At 70.3% G+C, this 15,096-nt stretch carries 16 protein-coding genes; 5 read left to right on the forward strand and 11 right to left on the reverse strand.

What is annotated here, in order from left to right:
• Positions 1-44 precede the first annotated feature (44 nt).
• Positions 45-347 (reverse strand): DUF397 domain-containing protein, encoded by a 303-nt coding sequence (locus ACGFNI_RS30950; protein WP_393688260.1) that lies wholly within the window; start codon positions 345-347, stop codon positions 45-47.
• Entirely contained in the window at positions 331-1,170 is an 840-nt protein-coding gene (locus tag ACGFNI_RS30955) for a helix-turn-helix domain-containing protein (protein ID WP_393688262.1), read from the reverse strand. Before ACGFNI_RS30955 ends, ACGFNI_RS30950 begins: the two co-directional genes overlap by 17 nt.
• A 121-nt stretch (positions 1,171-1,291) precedes the next feature.
• On the opposite strand from ACGFNI_RS30955, the gene ACGFNI_RS30960 reads away from it, so the two are divergent.
• Complete coding sequence (locus ACGFNI_RS30960; RefSeq protein ID WP_393688264.1) at positions 1,292-1,516, forward strand: hypothetical protein; 225 nt, start codon at positions 1,292-1,294, stop codon at positions 1,514-1,516.
• Complete coding sequence (locus ACGFNI_RS30965; RefSeq protein ID WP_393688266.1) at positions 1,513-1,725, forward strand: hypothetical protein; 213 nt, start codon at positions 1,513-1,515, stop codon at positions 1,723-1,725. The genes ACGFNI_RS30960 and ACGFNI_RS30965 overlap by 4 nt, the downstream gene beginning before the upstream one ends.
• 40 nt (positions 1,726-1,765) lie before the next feature.
• On the opposite strand, the gene ACGFNI_RS30970 is transcribed toward ACGFNI_RS30965, so the two are convergent.
• From ACGFNI_RS30970 to ACGFNI_RS31005, 8 genes are all read right to left on the reverse strand, one after another.
• The gene (locus tag ACGFNI_RS30970) at positions 1,766-2,578 is read right to left on the reverse strand and encodes an alpha/beta fold hydrolase (RefSeq protein WP_393688268.1); all 813 of its coding nucleotides are present in this window, start codon (positions 2,576-2,578) and stop codon (positions 1,766-1,768) included.
• 253 nt (positions 2,579-2,831) lie between these two features.
• Positions 2,832-3,932, reverse strand: a complete 1,101-nt coding sequence (locus tag ACGFNI_RS30975) for a YncE family protein (protein ID WP_393688270.1) — start codon at positions 3,930-3,932, stop codon at positions 2,832-2,834.
• 199 nt (positions 3,933-4,131) lie between these two features.
• Positions 4,132-6,501 (reverse strand): ATP-binding protein, encoded by a 2,370-nt coding sequence (locus ACGFNI_RS30980; protein ID WP_393688272.1) that lies wholly within the window; start codon positions 6,499-6,501, stop codon positions 4,132-4,134.
• A 132-nt stretch (positions 6,502-6,633) separates the two neighbouring features.
• Positions 6,634-7,326: a DUF6879 family protein gene (locus ACGFNI_RS30985; protein WP_393688273.1), complete on the reverse strand. Its 693-nt coding sequence runs from the start codon at positions 7,324-7,326 to the stop codon at positions 6,634-6,636.
• Positions 7,319-7,588 carry a hypothetical protein gene (locus ACGFNI_RS30990; protein ID WP_393688275.1) on the reverse strand — a complete coding sequence of 90 codons (270 nt, stop codon included), beginning with the start codon at positions 7,586-7,588 and terminating at the stop codon, positions 7,319-7,321. The genes ACGFNI_RS30985 and ACGFNI_RS30990 overlap by 8 nt, the downstream gene beginning before the upstream one ends.
• A 145-nt stretch (positions 7,589-7,733) precedes the next feature.
• Positions 7,734-9,356, reverse strand: a complete 1,623-nt coding sequence (locus ACGFNI_RS30995) for a PTS transporter subunit EIIC (RefSeq protein WP_393688277.1) — start codon at positions 9,354-9,356, stop codon at positions 7,734-7,736.
• A 65-nt stretch (positions 9,357-9,421) separates the two neighbouring features.
• A complete protein-coding gene (gene murQ / locus ACGFNI_RS31000; RefSeq protein ID WP_393688279.1) occupies positions 9,422-10,360 on the reverse strand; it encodes an N-acetylmuramic acid 6-phosphate etherase in 939 nt (312 codons plus the stop codon).
• 96 nt (positions 10,361-10,456) lie between these two features.
• On the reverse strand, positions 10,457-11,401 hold the full coding sequence (locus tag ACGFNI_RS31005) for a MurR/RpiR family transcriptional regulator (RefSeq protein WP_393688281.1): 945 nt from the start codon (positions 11,399-11,401) through the stop codon (positions 10,457-10,459).
• 131 nt (positions 11,402-11,532) lie between these two features.
• Here ACGFNI_RS31005 and ACGFNI_RS31010 point away from each other — a divergent pair, with 131 nt between their 5' ends.
• Positions 11,533-11,895 carry a hypothetical protein gene (locus tag ACGFNI_RS31010; RefSeq protein ID WP_393688282.1) on the forward strand — a complete coding sequence of 121 codons (363 nt, stop codon included), beginning with the start codon at positions 11,533-11,535 and terminating at the stop codon, positions 11,893-11,895.
• A gap of 68 nt (positions 11,896-11,963) precedes the next feature.
• The gene (locus ACGFNI_RS31015) at positions 11,964-12,260 is read left to right on the forward strand and encodes a DUF4031 domain-containing protein (RefSeq protein WP_393688284.1); all 297 of its coding nucleotides are present in this window, start codon (positions 11,964-11,966) and stop codon (positions 12,258-12,260) included.
• Positions 12,261-12,286: 26 nt separating this feature from the next.
• On the opposite strand, the gene ACGFNI_RS31020 is transcribed toward ACGFNI_RS31015, so the two are convergent.
• A complete protein-coding gene (locus ACGFNI_RS31020; protein ID WP_393688286.1) occupies positions 12,287-13,123 on the reverse strand; it encodes a class II aldolase/adducin family protein in 837 nt (278 codons plus the stop codon).
• Positions 13,124-13,236: 113 nt separating this feature from the next.
• Between ACGFNI_RS31020 and ACGFNI_RS31025 the strand changes: the two genes are divergently transcribed.
• Complete coding sequence (locus ACGFNI_RS31025; protein ID WP_393688288.1) at positions 13,237-15,081, forward strand: GAF domain-containing protein; 1,845 nt, start codon at positions 13,237-13,239, stop codon at positions 15,079-15,081.
• Positions 15,082-15,096 lie beyond the last annotated feature (15 nt).

Consider the following 15,096-nt stretch of genomic DNA (forward strand, 5'->3'; position numbering starts at 1 on the left):
CCGGGGCTCGGGTGAACGAGTCCCGGGCCCCGGGTTTTTGTGCCTCAGGCGCCGTGCAGCGAACCGTTGTTGAGGCTGGTCACGAACTCGGACCAGGCCGCCGCCCGGAACACGAGTGCCGGGCCGGTGGGCCGCTTGGAGTCCCGGACGGGGACGAGGCCGGGGAGGGCGTTGTCGTTGACTTCGAGGCAGTTGCCGCCGCTGCCGCCGCTGTAGCTGGACTTGCGCCAGGAGGCGGCACCGGGGAAGTCCCGGGCCACCTCCAGGCAGTCGCCGCCGCTGCCATCGCTGTAGCTGGACTTGTGCCAGGACGCGGCGCTCAGGTCGTACTCACCGTGGTTCCTCATGGATAAATGCCTCCGCCGTCGACTCGATCATGGCCAGTGACATTTCCGGTGACAGTGCGCTGGCCGCGAGGAGATCGTAGGACAGTTCGTACTGCGCGACCCTTGCCGGATCGTCCATCAACTGCCCAGTACCGGGGCCTTGCAGGTAGGACAGAGGCGGAGCATCGGGGAAGCGCATGAGTTTCACCGTGCCTCCCAGTGAGGAGTGCGCGCCAGCGTTGAACGGCAGCACCTGCACGATGATTCGATGTCGACGGGTCATTGAGGCGATGTGCTGAAGTGCCTCTGCCATCACCTTGCTTCCGCCGGTGGTCCGACGTAGTACGGCTTCGTCCAGTACCGTCCACATCAACGGCGTTGTTGGATCGTCGAGAAGCCGCGCGCGATCCAGTCGATCCTTGACCAGCTCATCGATGACCGCCTCCGTCGCCGTCGGCTGATACGCGCGGAAAACCGCCCGCGCATACGCCTCCGTCTGCAGCAAACCCGGGATGAGCTGCGGTGCGTACTCCTTGATGGAGACCGCGATGGCCTCCGCTTCCGCCGCCTCCGCGAAATGATCCGGGTACTTCGATTTCGTGGCCGCTTCGCAGTTGCGGGTGAAGTAGCCGTCCGTGCCGAGGATTTCGTCTATCCGGACGGCGTACTCGGGGAGCATCCGGCGGGTGCCGGCCTCCAGTTGGCCGATGAAGGAGCCGCTGACGAAGAGGGCGGCGCCCAGTTCGTCCTGCGACAGGTTGGCCTTCTCGCGTTGGTGGCGTAACTCGGCGCCGAGCATCGCGCGGGGTGATGACGACGGGTCGAGACGCTTCGGTCCGGGCATGAGAACTCCTGGTCAGCCAGCCGGATGTGTTGGATCTGCGCCACTTTTCAGGCTAGCCGAGTCCGGCCACGCTGTGTGAAGAACATCACTGCTGAGCGTGAAAGGTGGTAGGGCGATGGCGATGAGTGAGCGGCGTCGGCTGGAGGCGGAGCGGCTGGGGGAGGCCGAGGAGATCGTGCGGGTGGTGGATGAGTCGCTGCGGGAACTCGGGGTGACGTTGCCGTCGTTGCGGGTGGATCCGGTCTCGTGTGTGATGGCTGACCCGCAGCCGTTGATCGAACTCGGGCGGTGCAATCTCGCCACGGCGCGGCGGCTGGTGGAGGTGCTGGAAGGGTGCCGGCCGTGACGGGTGTCGAGTGCGGGCGGTACGTCGTGGACGCGCGGGACGGGCGGGTCGGCCGGGTGATGGGACAGGAGGGGCCGTATGTGCAGTTGCGGCCTCCTGGGGGCGGGCGGGAGTGGGACTGCCCGCCGGACGCGGTCCGGGCCACGATGCCGCGTGAGGAACTCTGGGCCAGGGTCGCGGAGTTGAATCAGGCGAGCAGGCTGCCCTGAGCGTGCGGCGTGGCGGCTGATTGCGGCTCGCGGCGTCCGCCTACGAGGCGTGGGCCGTCGTCGGGTGTGCCGGCGCGGTCATCCGGCGCAGGGCGGTGCGGAGTTGCGCGGTGAATGCGACCGGGCGCTCCTGGTGCGGCATGTGGCCGGTGTTCTCGAAGAGGTGGAACTCGCCCTGCGGGGTGAGGTCGGCGAGGGTGCGGGAGACCTCGGCCGGGATGAGGTCGAGGTCGCCGTGCAGGTAGAGGACGGGGACGGGCAGTTCGCCGAGGAAGGCGCGCGGGTCGCGCGGGGCTCCGTCGGCGAACAGTTCGGTGAGGAAGACGCTCGCATCGAGGACCTGCCGGACGGTCTGGTCGATCAGGGCGGGGGAGGTGTCGGGGCCGTACCAGGTGGGAACCCAGGCGGCGGCGGTCGCGGCGCGGTCGGTGACGAGTGACGTGCGCAGCTCGGCTACCTGGGCGGCCTTCTCCGGGGAGACCGTGTTCCAGTAACCCGGCCCGCCGACCGAGACGACTCCGGCGATGCGGTCGGGGGCGCGGAAGGCGGCCTCCAGGGCGAAGGCGGCGCCTATCGAGCTGCCGACGAGTACGGGGCGGTCCAGGGCCAGGGTGTCGATGAGGGCCAGGATGTCGGCGACGTTGGCCTCGGCGGTGTTGCCGGTGGCGGGGCGGGCGGAGAGGCCGCAGCCGCGCCAGTCGACGGTGACCACGCGGTGGTCGGGGGCGAGGGCGGCCACCTGGGCGTCCCAGACGCGTCCGCTGGTGCCCCAGCCGTGCAGGAACAGGGCGGTCGGGCCGGTGCCGTGGTCCTCGTAGTGCAGTTCGGTGCCGTTGACGTGTGCGTAGGGCATGGGTGTTCGCTCCTTGGTCCGGTGGGTCCGGTGGGTCCGGTGGGTCCGGTGGGTCCGGTAGGTCCGGTGGGTCGGGTGGCCTCCGTCGGTCTCCGGGGAGGCGCGGTGGCCGCTACCAGTTCACCGGGGAACGGGGGCGGGACCAACAGGCAGTTCGCGTCGGGAGCGATCACGGAACGAGATGGGTGCGGCCCCCGGGACGTCCGCCGTCGCGTGCGGCGGACGTCCCGGGTCCTGTGGGGGGGGGTGGTGGTCAGCGCTTGACGCGGATGCGGTTGAGCTGGTCCTCGCCCTGGGGGCCGGTGCCGGACTTGTCGACGACGTAGGCGGTGCCGTGGGCGATCTCGATGTGGTTGGGGTTGGCGCCGGTGGTCACGGTCTTGACGACGGAGCCCTTGCGGGGGTCGATGAGGGAGACGGTGGCGGCGGTGCGGTTGGCGACCAGGACGGTGTGGGAACGCGGGTCACTGGCGACGGCGAGGGTGCCGTCGCCGGTGGGCACGGACTTGGTGACGGCGCCCTTGCGCAGGTCGACCACCGAGAGGGAGCCGGCCTTCTGGTCGGCGGTGTAGGCGGTGCGGCCGTCGCGGGACAGGGTGATCGAGATGGGGCCTTCGCCCGTGGGGATGAGGCGCGGGGTCTCGGTGCGGGTGGACGCCTCGATGATCTGGTTGCCGTTCAGGTCGGTGGCGTAGGCGGTGCCGGTGCGCTCGTTGACGGCGAGGCCGGCGGGGCCCGCGCCCTCGACCGTGATGCGCTTCTTCTCCTTGTAGGTGCGGGTGTCGAAGGCGACGAGCGAGCCGTCGCCGAAGCCGCTGGCCCACGCGGTGTTGTGCCGCTCGTCCACGACGACCTCGCGGGCGTGGTTCACGCCGGGGAGCGTGGCGAGGTGCTTGCCGGTGCGCTGGCTGTAGACGGCGACGGAGTTGTCGCGGGTGTTGGTCGTCCAGACGGTGTTGTGCTTGTCGTCCACGGCGACTCCGTAGACCGCTTCGACGGCGCCGGTGGCCGCGTCCGTGACCGGCGGGGTGTAGGCCGCCTTCACCTTCATCGAGCGGGGATCCACCTTCACCAGCGCGGAGTTGGTGACCGGCGGGCGGCCTACCGATGCGGTGGCCCAGAGGACGTGGTTCCGGTCCGAGTACGCGGACTGGTAGAGGCCCTTCGCCAGGGGAGCGGCCGTGACGGCCTTGCCGGAGTGCGTGGCCTTGCCGGAGTGGGCGGCCTCGGCCGCGGGGGCGGGCCCGGCCACGGGCGCGGCGTGCGCGACGCCGGTCATGGTCAGCGTGCTGCCCGCGGCGACGGCCGCGGCCGTGGCGGCGATCCGGCGGATGCGGGGGGTCAGTGAAGACATGCGGCGTCAATCTCCTTGGCGGGGGCCCCTTGGGGCCGGCTCGCGGGAAGCGATCCAAGATTAAGTTAGCTTAGGCTTGCCTAACTTTTGGACGGGTTTCGGTGTGGGGCGCGTCACAGGGGGCTGCGCGGGGAGGGTGTTTGTGGTGTGGCGCCTGGTGCGGGGGGGGGGCTCGTGCGACTGACGGGCCGGGGCGCGACTACCCCAGGGCTGCGCTGATGCGCGTGCGGATCAGGGACGCGCGGGCATCGTCGAAGGCGGCGAGGAGTTCCAGGGCTTCGGACCACTGGGGGCGCGCCTTCTCCTCGGCACCGGATTCCTGGAGCGCCGTCGCCAGACCGTCGAGTGCGAGGGCCAGCTGCCAGGGATCGTTGATCTCGCGCTGTGTTGCCGCCGCGCGGCGGTGGAACGCGGCGGCGTCCTCGAAGCGGCGCTGCTGTGCGTACGCCTCGCCGGTGTGGTGCCAGGCCCGCGCCTCGCGCGAGCGGTCGCCGAGGCGGCGGTGCAGGGCGGCCGAGCGCTGGTAGGAGACGAGGGCCTGGCCGGGCTCCTGGGCGGCCTGTTGCGCCCTGCCGAGGTCCAGCAGCCAGAAGCCTTCCTCCACGGCGTTGCGATGCCGCCGGGCGATTTCCACCGCGTGCTGCGCGGACCGCAGTGCGCCGGGCACGTCACCGCTCTCACGCTGCACGGCGCTCAGGAGGTGCAGGGCATTGCCCTCGGCGCTGTGATCACCCTGCTCGCGGTGGCCTGCCAGCGCCTGGTGCACGCGGTAAAGGGCGTCGTCCAGTCGGCCCGCCTCGTAGCTGACCGTGGCGAGGTTGGACAGCAGGGTGGGCTCCCGCTGCCGGAGCTGGTCGGATCCGCCCGCACGGCAGAGCGTCAGCGACGCGAGGAACTGCTCCTCCGCGGCGTCCAGTTGGCGGGCGCGCAGTCTGATCAGGCCGATTGCGTTCAGGGCGAGCAGTTCTCCCAGCCGGTCGTCCAGCTCACGGCGCAGCTCCAGGGCGGCTTCGTGATGTTCCGCGGCCTCGGCGAGACGGTGCGACTGGGTGTATGCCTTGCCCAGGCTGGTCAGCAGCTCGGCCTGCCCGGCTCGATCGCCCTGCCTGCGGGCGGCCCGCAGGCCGATCTCACCCATGGCGAACCACTCGTCGAAGGGGTTCAGCCGGGCGTGCAACGGGCGTAGCAGGGCGGGGATTTGCCAGGCGATGCGGTCAAGGCCCGCCTTCTCTGCGGCCTTTACGGCTACCAGGAGGCTGCCGTGCTCCTGCTCGTACCAGCGCAGGGCGGCGTCGTAATCCGGGAAGGCCGGCGGCTCGACTCCGTCGGGCGGCGGATCGAGGGGGAGCGGCGGTTCGGACGCCTTGAAACGGGTCCGTGCGGCCTGGGCCGCGTGCAGGTACCAGGAGAGAACGCGGTGCAGCGCGGCTGCCCTGCTCTCGGCGGGTTCATCGCGCTGCGCCTGGTCGATCGCGTAGGCCCGCAGCAGATCGTGGAACTCGAAGCGGTCGGGCGCGGTCTGCGTCAGGAGATGCGCGCCGACCAGGACGTCCAGCAAGTGCTGTGTTCGATGGGTGGGATGACCGGTCAGCGCGGCGGCGGCTGCGGCGGAGAATTCGGCGCCCGGGTGCAGGCCGAGCAGCCGGAAGAAGCGTGCGGCTTCTGCGGGCAACGCCCGATAGGACCAGGCAAACACTGTGCGTACCGCGTCGGCTTCCTCGTCGTCTCCGACGGTCAGGGCATCCCAGAGAGAGGACTCGTCACGAAGGTCACTTATCAAGTCGTCCAGGCTCATGTGGGGGTGGTCGACCGCGCGTTCCGCCGCGATGCGCAAGGCCAGCGGGAGTCGTGCGCACAGGCGGGCGAGGTCGATGAGCTTGTCCTGGTCGTCCTCGGGGCGGTAGCCGGCCGTGACGGCACGGAGCAGGGCGACCGCCGCCGGCTCGTCCAGAGTCCCGAGCGTCAGCCGGTGCGCGCCGTCCCGAACGGCCAGCCCGGACAGGCGACTTCGGCTCGTCACGATGACCAGGCATCCGGCGGTACCCGGCAGGAGCGGCCGTACCTGACCCACCGTGGCGGCGTTGTCGAGGACGATCAGCATCCGCCGGCCGGCCAGGAGCGAGCGGTACAAGGCCGCTGCCGACTCGCCATCGGCCGGAATGGCGGAGGCGTGCACGTCCAGCGCCGATAAGAAGCGGTAGAGCGTTTCCTGGGCGGTGACCGGTGTGCCGGGGTCGTAGCCGCGCAGATTCACGTACAGCTGGCCGTCCGGGAAGTACTCGTGGACTTGATGGGCCCAGCGCAGCGCGAGCGAGGTCTTGCCGGCTCCTGCGGTCCCTGCGATGACGCAGATCGACACGACCAGGGGTTCGCCGCCGTCGCCGGTCAGAGCGGCGTTGAGCCGCTCCAGCTCTTCCGTGCGGTTGACGAATCCCCGTACGTCGCCCGGAAGTTGGCGCGGCTTTCTCGCCTCGGGCCGTTCCGCGGACTGATCGCCTCCATGGCCATGGAAGTGCACCCCTCCACTCACCTGCCCGGCCTGTACGACACCGTCGGCCGACCCGGACATGTGGGAGTGGGTTCCGGGACGCTGCGGCGATCCGTCCTTATCGATGGCCCTACTCTCCTTGCCTTCTTGTCGGTCTTTCCGGTCGGCTTGCTGCGCCTCGTGCTTCCCGCTTCGTGCCGCTTGCCTTGTGCTTTACGCCTCTTGTTGTGATTCCCGCTTCGATCGCAGTGCGGTGAGGGGAGCCACTTCGCGGTCGAAGAAGGGGGCCATATCTTCTGCCTCGCCGTAGAGGTCCTGAATGAAGCGTTCCCAATGCTCGATCAGCCCGGAATCCGTGAACCGGATCGCGCCGTCGGCGATGCCTCGATCGTCGTACAGAACCTGATAGAGGGTGTGACCGCCAAGCGTGACGATTTCCGGCAGCGGTCCGGATTCTTCCATCTGCGCCAGCCGTTCCGTACCGGAGAGCTTTTCCGGCTCCCAGACCTTGATCTTGCCCAGCAGCTCCGCGCGCATCCGCAGCGAAGTCAGCTCCCATTCCAGGTAGGGCACGATCGGTTTTTCGACCACGCGCACGCGGAAGAAATGGGATCGGTGGGCTTCCGCGTCGCGCGAAAGCTTCAGCAGACTGTCGCGCGTCTGTTCGATTAGGCGGACTGCTTCACTCCATTCGCCTCGGGAAAAGGCTTGCCAGCTCTTATTCCTCGGCTCTTGAAAATCCTGCTGCCGCTCCAGCTTCCAGGAATCCCGGCCATCGGCCACCCAGCGGCGTCCCCGGAAGTCTTGCCGATATGCGTCAGCGGAGAGTCGTTCGCCCTGCGACGCATCGAGATGGGGCCTTTCGACGCGAGGCTTTTCAATGTGGAGCTTTTCGGTGTCAGGCATCTGGGATCTCCGGTTTCGCGGAGCTCAGTGTGTTCCCCGGGATGATGACCAATCGCTCGCCCTCGGAGATGCGGGCGCTCTCGGGGAGGCGCGACCTGTACTCATCTGTGAGGTCGCGTCCAATTACCGCGATATCGCCATTGTCGAGCTGCCAAATGTCGGGGCAGCCGTCCTCATCGTGTGTGTTTCCGAGTTCGCTTGGCGACTTTCCTAAGCGGCGCGCGAAGGAAGCGGTCGGATCTGCGTCCCAAGGGCGAGACATCTTTCTCCCTGCGCTGTCGACGTTACCGCTCAGCAACCTATATTTCGATCACTGAGTGTACAACTGGCGACAGCGGAGGGCAACGGAGTGGTAGGTGCCGTCATGGTCGACATTCAGCCGTTTATTGAGCGGTTGTGTGCTCTTATCAGCCCATTATGTCGATTCCGCTTTTGTCTGCGCCCGATGCGGCCGGAGTCGCGGATGGGGACGGATGCGGAGGGAGTGTCTGTGGCGCTGAGGGGGCAACGGCGGCCTCCTCAATGATTTCGGCGTTCAATTCCGTGCGCATTTGCTTGCTGAAGCCGAAGAAGTAGGTGGCGAGGAAACCGGTGAGGTAGCCGACGGCCAGGCCGATCGCGTAGATGACGAGGGTGGTGGCGATGCCTTGGTTGCCCTTGACCAGAGGGAACAGGGCCCAGCCCGAGGGGCCGATGGCGGTGGAGCCGACAGTGTCGCCGAGTTGGTTGAAGAGGCCGATGAAGCCGCCGCCGAACGCGCCACCGATGCAGGCGGTGATGAAGGGGCGGCCGAGGGGCAGCGAGACGCCGTAGATCAGTGGTTCGCCGACGCCCAGGAAACCGGCCGGGAGCGCGGACTTGATGGTGGTGCGGATCGAGCCGTTGCGCGGCAGCCGGAGATAGACGGCGATGGCCGCGCCGACCTGGCCCGCGCCCGCCATGGCGAGGATGGGCAACAGGACGGTGTAGCCCTGCTGTTCGATGAGGGTGGTGTGGATGGGGATGAGGGCTTGGTGCAGGCCCAGCATCACGAGGGGGAGGAAGAGGCCGCCGAGGACGAAGCCGGCGAACGCGCCGCCGTGTGCCAGCAGCCAGTTGGCGAGCGTGCCGATCGCGGTGGAGACCTCGCCCGCCGCGTACATCAGGCCGAAGAGGGTGACCAGGCCCGTCACCAGGATCGTGAGGGTCGGTGTGAGCAGGACGTCCAGCGCCTCCGGCACGGCCTTGCGGCACCACTTCTCCACCTGGACCGCGAGCAGCGCGGCGGCCAGGGCGCCCAGCACGCCGCCCTGGCCGGGGGAGAGTTTCTGGCCGAACGCGGTGATGTCCGCGACGCCGGGGAAGACGATGACCGCGGCGACCGCCCCGCCGATGACGGGGGTGCCGCCGAACTCCTTGGCGGTGTTGTAGCCGACGAAGACGGCGATCAGCGACATGAAGCCGGAGGCCATCGCGGCCAGCGCGGGGACCAGTGACGGGAGCCAGCCGAGGTTCATCAGCAGGCCGTTGATGCCCGCGATGATGCCGCAGCCGATCAGGGCGGGGATCAGCGGGACGAAGATGTTCGCGACCCGGCGCAGGAACAGTTTGACCGGGGTGGCGTTCTTCGCCTTCTGGCGGGCCTTGAGCGCGGCACCCTGGGCGGCGAGGTCTTCGGCGGTGGTGGGGGACGCTTCCAGGGTCGGGGTCGGGGTCGAGGCGGCGTGGGGGGCGGGTGGGGCCCCGGTGGTGTCGGCTGTGGCTGTGGCGTCGGTGGTGGGCGCGGTCGCGCGGTCCTCCTCGACGAGGCGCTCGAATTCCGGGGTGACGCGGGCGACCGCTCCCGGGCCCAGCACGATCTGGTACGTGTCGTCCTCGACCACTCCCATGACCGCGGGCAGCGCCTTGAGCGCGTCGTCCTGGACCAGCGAACGGTCCTGGATGCCGAGGCGGAGCCGGGTCATGCAGTGGGCGATGGAAGTGACGTTCCTGGCGCCGCCGACGAGAGGGAGGATCGCGGCGGCGGTGGCGCGGTTCTTGTCTTCGGACATGTGCGGTGCCTTGCTGTGCGGACAACGAGGAGGGTGGTGCGGTGGGGGTGGCAGCGGTGGGCGGGTCAGGGTTTGCGGGTGGCTTCCAGGGCGGCGCGGAGGTGGCCGTGCGAGGCGTCCAGGAGGCGGGCCGTGGTCGGGGCGTCGGTGCCGCCGATGATCATGAGGATGGCGTTCTTCACCTCGCCGTCCGAAGCGGCGAGCGCGGTCTCTATCTCCTCGTCGGACGCGCCCGTGGCGAGCGCGACGATGCGCCGCGAACGGGCCTGGAGCTTCTCGTTGGACGCCCGGACGTCGACCATGAGGTTTCCGTAGGTCTTGCCGAGCCGGATCATGGTGATCGTCGAGAGCATGTTGAGCACGAGCTTCTGTGCCGTGCCGGCCTTGAGGCGGGTGGAGCCGGTCAGCAGCTCCGGGCCGACGACGACCTCGATGCCGTGCTCGGCCGCCGCGGCGAGTGCCGAACCGGCGTTGCAGGACAGGCCGACGGTCAGTGCGCCCAGGGCGCGGGCGTGCTCGACGGCGCCGACCGCGTACGGGGTGCGGCCCGACGCGGAGATGCCGACGACCGTGTCAGCGGCGGTCAGGCCGAGCGCGGTCAGGTCGTCGGCGGCCAGCGCGGCGCTGTCCTCGGCGCCCTCGACGGCGGTGACCATCGCGGCCGGGCCGCCGGCGATCAGGCCGAGCACTTCGGTGGGATCGGTGTTGAACGTCGGCGGGCATTCGCTGGCGTCCAGCACACCCAGCCGGCCTGCCGTTCCCGCGCCGGCGTAGATCAGCCGGCCGCCTTCGGCCATCCGGGCGGCGATGCCGTCGATGGCGGCGGCTATCCGCGGCAACTGCGCGGCGACGGCTGCCGGGACGGTCGCGTCCTCGTCGTTCATCGTCCGGGCGATCTCCAGGGTGGATCGCCGGTCTATCTCGGCCAGCTCGGGGCGGAACGCCTCGGTGGTGAGGGTGTCCAACTGGGCCCGCAGACGGGTGTGGTCGTCGGTGGAAGTCATGGGGGCGGCTCTTTCCGGCTCGTACGGACGGACCTGTACGACGTGCTGTGAGGGACGTGCTGAAGGGGAGGGGAGCTGTGGTGCCTGGGGCGGCGGTCAGCGGTGGGCGCGGGGGGAGTGGCGGTGCGCCAGCGCTTCGTAGGAGGCGGACAGGGCGGGGGCCGCGATGTCGTAGGTGCGCTGTGCGACCCCTATGAACAGGCAGTCGACGACGAGGAGTTGGCTGGTACGGGACGACATGGCGGCGGGGCGCAGCTCGCTTTCGCGGGCTGTGGACGTCGTCAGGATGTGGTCGGCGTAGGACGCGATCTCGCCGTCCGGGCGGCCGGTGATCGCGATGGTCGTCGCGCCGTGGTCGAAGGCGACCCGCAGCGGCTCTATGACGTCGGTGGTCCGGCCGGAGTGGGTGATCGCGAGGGCCACATCGCCGGCCCGCATCTGTACGGCGTTCGTCACCGCGAGGTGCGGGTCCGCGGGGGCGTGCGCGATCAGGCCGATGCGCAGCAGCTTCTGGACCAGATCCTGGCCGACCAGATTCGACGCCCCTATGCCGTACACATCGATGCGGCGGGCCGAGACCAGCGCGGCGACGGCCGCTTCGAGCTGGGTGACGTCGAGCCCCGCCGCGGTGTCCGCCAGGCACTGCTGCTCTTCCTGCGCCAGCTTCGCGACGACGTCGGTGAGGGTGTCGTCGACCGCTATGTCGGCGGTGACGGCCGGGGCGCCGCCGGCCTCCTGCTGCGCGGCCAGCGCGGCGAGGGCGAGGCGCAGATCGCGGTAGCCGGGGTAGCCCAGCAGGCGGGAGGTGCGGACGACCGTGGCCTCGCTGGTGCCCGTGCGTTCCGCCAGGCCGGTGACGGTGAGGGCGGCGCAGCCCGCCGGGTCGCCGGCGACGGCCTCGGCGACCCGCTGCATGGAACGCGTCATCGAGGGGCCGAGGGTGCGGACCTTGGCGGCCAGCGCCGCAGGGGCGGGTGGGGTCGGGGCCGGTCGGGTCTCGACGGCCGAGTCCTTGAAAGTTTCCTTCAGGCTGCTGCTCACAGCTGAAAAGTAATTTCATCGGCTGGTCGCGTCAATACCTCGACTCCCGGCCTGTGGAAAACCCGGACCGCAGGTCACGGCCTGTGGACAACGGCGGAAGGCTGTCGGTGGTCCGCGAGAGAATGGGTGGCATGGAGCTGGAACAGGCATTGCATGCCGCGCGGGCGCTGGTGCTCGCCGATCTGATGGCCGACGAGGTCGCCGACGCGGACATCGTCTCGCTGGTCGAGGACGCCGTCGTCCACCGCAGATGGTGGGTGGAGCAGTGGCCTGAAGGCGTGGAGTTCGTCGCCGGTCTGGTGGCGCAGGATGTACAGGACGCCCTGCTGGAGCGGTACGGCCGCTGGCCGCTGTGCCCGGTGTGCACGGAGTCCGGCGACCCGCACGCGCTCGACGTGGAGCCGGAGTTGGGGCCCGACCCGCACTGGGTCTGCCCGAAGACGGCCGTGACGGTGTCCCGCGTCGGCGGGCTCGGCAAGCCGTCGGGGCGGTGAGGTGGTCACCTCAGGAGCGGCGTCGGCCGGCGGTGCGGTGGCGTCCGACGGCAGCCGGGAGCGGTGACGTGGCGATCTACATCGACCCGCCCACCTGGCCGGGCCACGGCCGCATGTGGTCGCACGTCGTCAGCGACGTCTCGTTCGACGAGCTGCACCGCTTCGCGGACGGCATAGGCGCGCCCCGCAGGGCCTTCGAGCGCGATCACTACGACCTGCCGGGCGAGCGCTACGGCGACGCGGTGCGGGCCGGCGCGGTGGAGGTCGGCAGCAAGGAGCTGCTGCGCCGCCTGACGGACGCCGGGCTGCGCCGCCCCAAGCACCGCCCGGCACCGGCCGGCGGGGCCCCGGGCGTGGCCGGCTGATCAGGCCCGGGGCGGGGCGGGGCGGATCAGTCGAACAAGTCGGGCTGTTCCGACGTGATCTGGTCCCACAAGGGGCGGAAGCTGAGCCAGCCCGCATACGGGGAGCCGACTTCCTTGCGGGAGAACTCAGCCGTCTCGTGGTCGATGCTGATCGGCTTGCCCGCGGCCATGGCGACGAGCTGTGCCTGGCAGGAGCGCTCCATGGTGATGAACCACCATGCCGCCTCGCCCACGCTGTGCCCCACGGTGATCAGGCCGTGGTTCTGGAGGACGGCGGCCTTGGCGTCGCCGACGGCCTCGGCGATGCGGGTGCCCTCCTCCCGGTAGCCTGCCGGGCCGCCGTATTCGGTGTAGAGGCCGTGGTCCTGGTAGAAGGCCGTCGCGTCCTGCGTGATCGGGTCGAGCCGCATGCCGAGCGAGGAGAACGCCTTGCCGTACAGGGAGTGCGCGTGAGCGGCTGCCACCACGTCAGGCCGGGCCTGGTGGACCGACGAGTGGATGTGGAAACCGGCCATGTTCACCGGTCCTTCGCCCTCGACGACTTCGCCTCGCTCATTGACGAGGAGCAGGTCGGAGACCTTGATCCGGTTGAAGCTCATCGCGAAAGGGTTCAGCCAGAAGTGGTCGGGGAACTCCGGGTCGCGCGCCGTGATGTGCCCGGCGACGCCCTCGGAGAATCCGAACCGGCCGAACAGCCGGAAGGCGGCGGTCAGTTCACGCTTGCGCAGCAGTCGTTCCTCCGATGAGGACAGGTTCTCCGGCGGGGTGGGCAGCCCGCCTTCGCCCGCCCGGAAGACATTCACGTCTCCGTAGCGGCCTGACGGTTCGATCGGGGTCTGGGGCGCTTCCTTGGTTTCGGTCATGTCTTCACGCTAGGGACGAGTCCGGGGGTCGGGTATGGAGAAAACGGCCCGGATCCCGACGTACTAATGTGTGCTGTGCACATATATCTCGGAGTCGGGCGGAAGGGGCGGCGATGACCGAGTCCTGGCTCGAACTGCTGCTGGCGGGAGCGTCGGCCGAGACGATCAGTGCCCACAGCGACGACCTCGTGCGGGGCGGCGCCGACCCCGTGGCGGCGGAGCGGCAGGCAGGCGCCGCCCTGCGACTGCTGGCCCGGCTGGACGAACGGCGCCGACGGGCGGCGGAGCTGGCCGCGCTCAACGACATCGCCGCGCGGCTGGCGGGCCTCCACCAGCCCGACGAACTGCTCCAGGAGATCACCGCGCAGGCCCGCAGGCTGCTGGGCGCGGACCTCGCCTACATCGGTCTGGTGCACGGCGACGACTTCGTGATGGAGGTGGCGAGCGGGGCCGTGACCCCGCAGCTGCGGGGCCTGCGCGTGCCCCGTGACGCCGGGATGCTCGGCGCGGTCCTGAGCCGTGGCGCACCGGTCTGGACCAGCGATTACGCCACGGAACCCGCCTTCGCCCACGACTCCTTCGACGCCACCGCGACCGCCGAGCGGTTCCGCGCGCTGCTCGGCGTGCCGCTCGCCGCGCGTGGCCGGCAGCTCGGGGCCCTGTTCGTCTGCAAGCGCAGGGAGAGCCACTTCGCAGAGGAAGAGATCACCTTGCTGTCGGCGCTGGCCTCGCATGCGGCGCTCGCCCTCGACAACGCCGCGGCGATCGAGCGGCACCAGACGGCGGCGGAACAGCTCACCGCCGTCAACGCGCGGCTGGAGCGGGCGTTGGCGTGGGAGCAGCAACTGACCGCCGTGGTGCTGCGGGGCGGCGGCGTCGAGGAGCTGGTGGACGAGATCGCGGCAGCGGCCACCGGAGAGGTGCGGTTCGTCGACGCGGGCGACGCCGTGCCCGCCGACCTCGTCGCGCGCGTGCCCGAACTGCCCTCCGTGCTGGCCGCGCTCTTCAACGACCCGCCGGACGCCTGCCGTGCCGTCCCGGCCGACGGCGGGACCGTCCGGATCACGGCGGTGATCGCCCGGCAGGTCACGGTGGGCGCGCTGGTGCTCCTGGGCGGCGAGGACACGGAAACCGACCGCTCGCTCCTCGAACGGGCCGCTCCGGCTCTCGCGCTCGCCGTCGTCGGCGAGCGAGCGGTCACCGAGGCGACCCGGCTGGCCCGGGACGCGCTGCTGCTCGACCTGCTCCACCGCCCGGAGCCTGACCCGGCGGTGCTGCGCCAGCGCATGCGCAACGCGGGACTCGACCCGTCGGCCGGGTACTGCCTCGTGTCGGCCGAGCCCGGTCAGGGACAGCCGGGAGAACCCCAGCGGCGGGCGCGCCGGGAGCTCGCCGCGCTCGGCCCGCCCGCGGGCACGATCGTCGCGGCGGACGGCGCACGGCTCGTCGCGGTCGTGCCCGCGCGCGACCCCGAGCAGCTCGTACGGGCCTGGGGCGCCGGCGGCGCGCTCCCGTCGGCCACCATCGGCGTCGCCGGACCCACCACGGGCCCTGCCGATCTCCACCGCTGCTACCGCGAAGCGGTGCGCACCGTGGACGCGCTGCGGACCCTCGGCCGTACCGGCGTCGCCGCCACGGCCGCCCGGCTCGGCATCTACCGCGTGCTGCTCAGCCACGCCGGGCGCGCCGAACTCCAGGCGCAGTTCGACGCGTTGCTGGGTGACGTGGTCCGGGAGCAGGAACGCCGCAGCATGCCGATGCTCGCCACGCTCAAGACCTACCTCGACCACGGCTGCCGTGCCGCGCCCGCGGCCAAGTCACTGGGCGTCCACGTCAACACGCTCTATCAGCGGCTCGCCGTCCTGGACGGCCTCCTCGGCTCCACCTGGCGCGAGCCGCCGCGCGCCCTGGACCTGCAGTTCCTGCTCCGGGTGCACCCGGACGCGGAGCCGTGGTGACGATCCGGCGTGCCG

The sequence above is a fragment of the Streptomyces sp. NPDC048644 genome, from assembly GCF_043199105.1.
Lineage (GTDB): Bacteria > Actinomycetota > Actinomycetes > Streptomycetales > Streptomycetaceae > Streptomyces.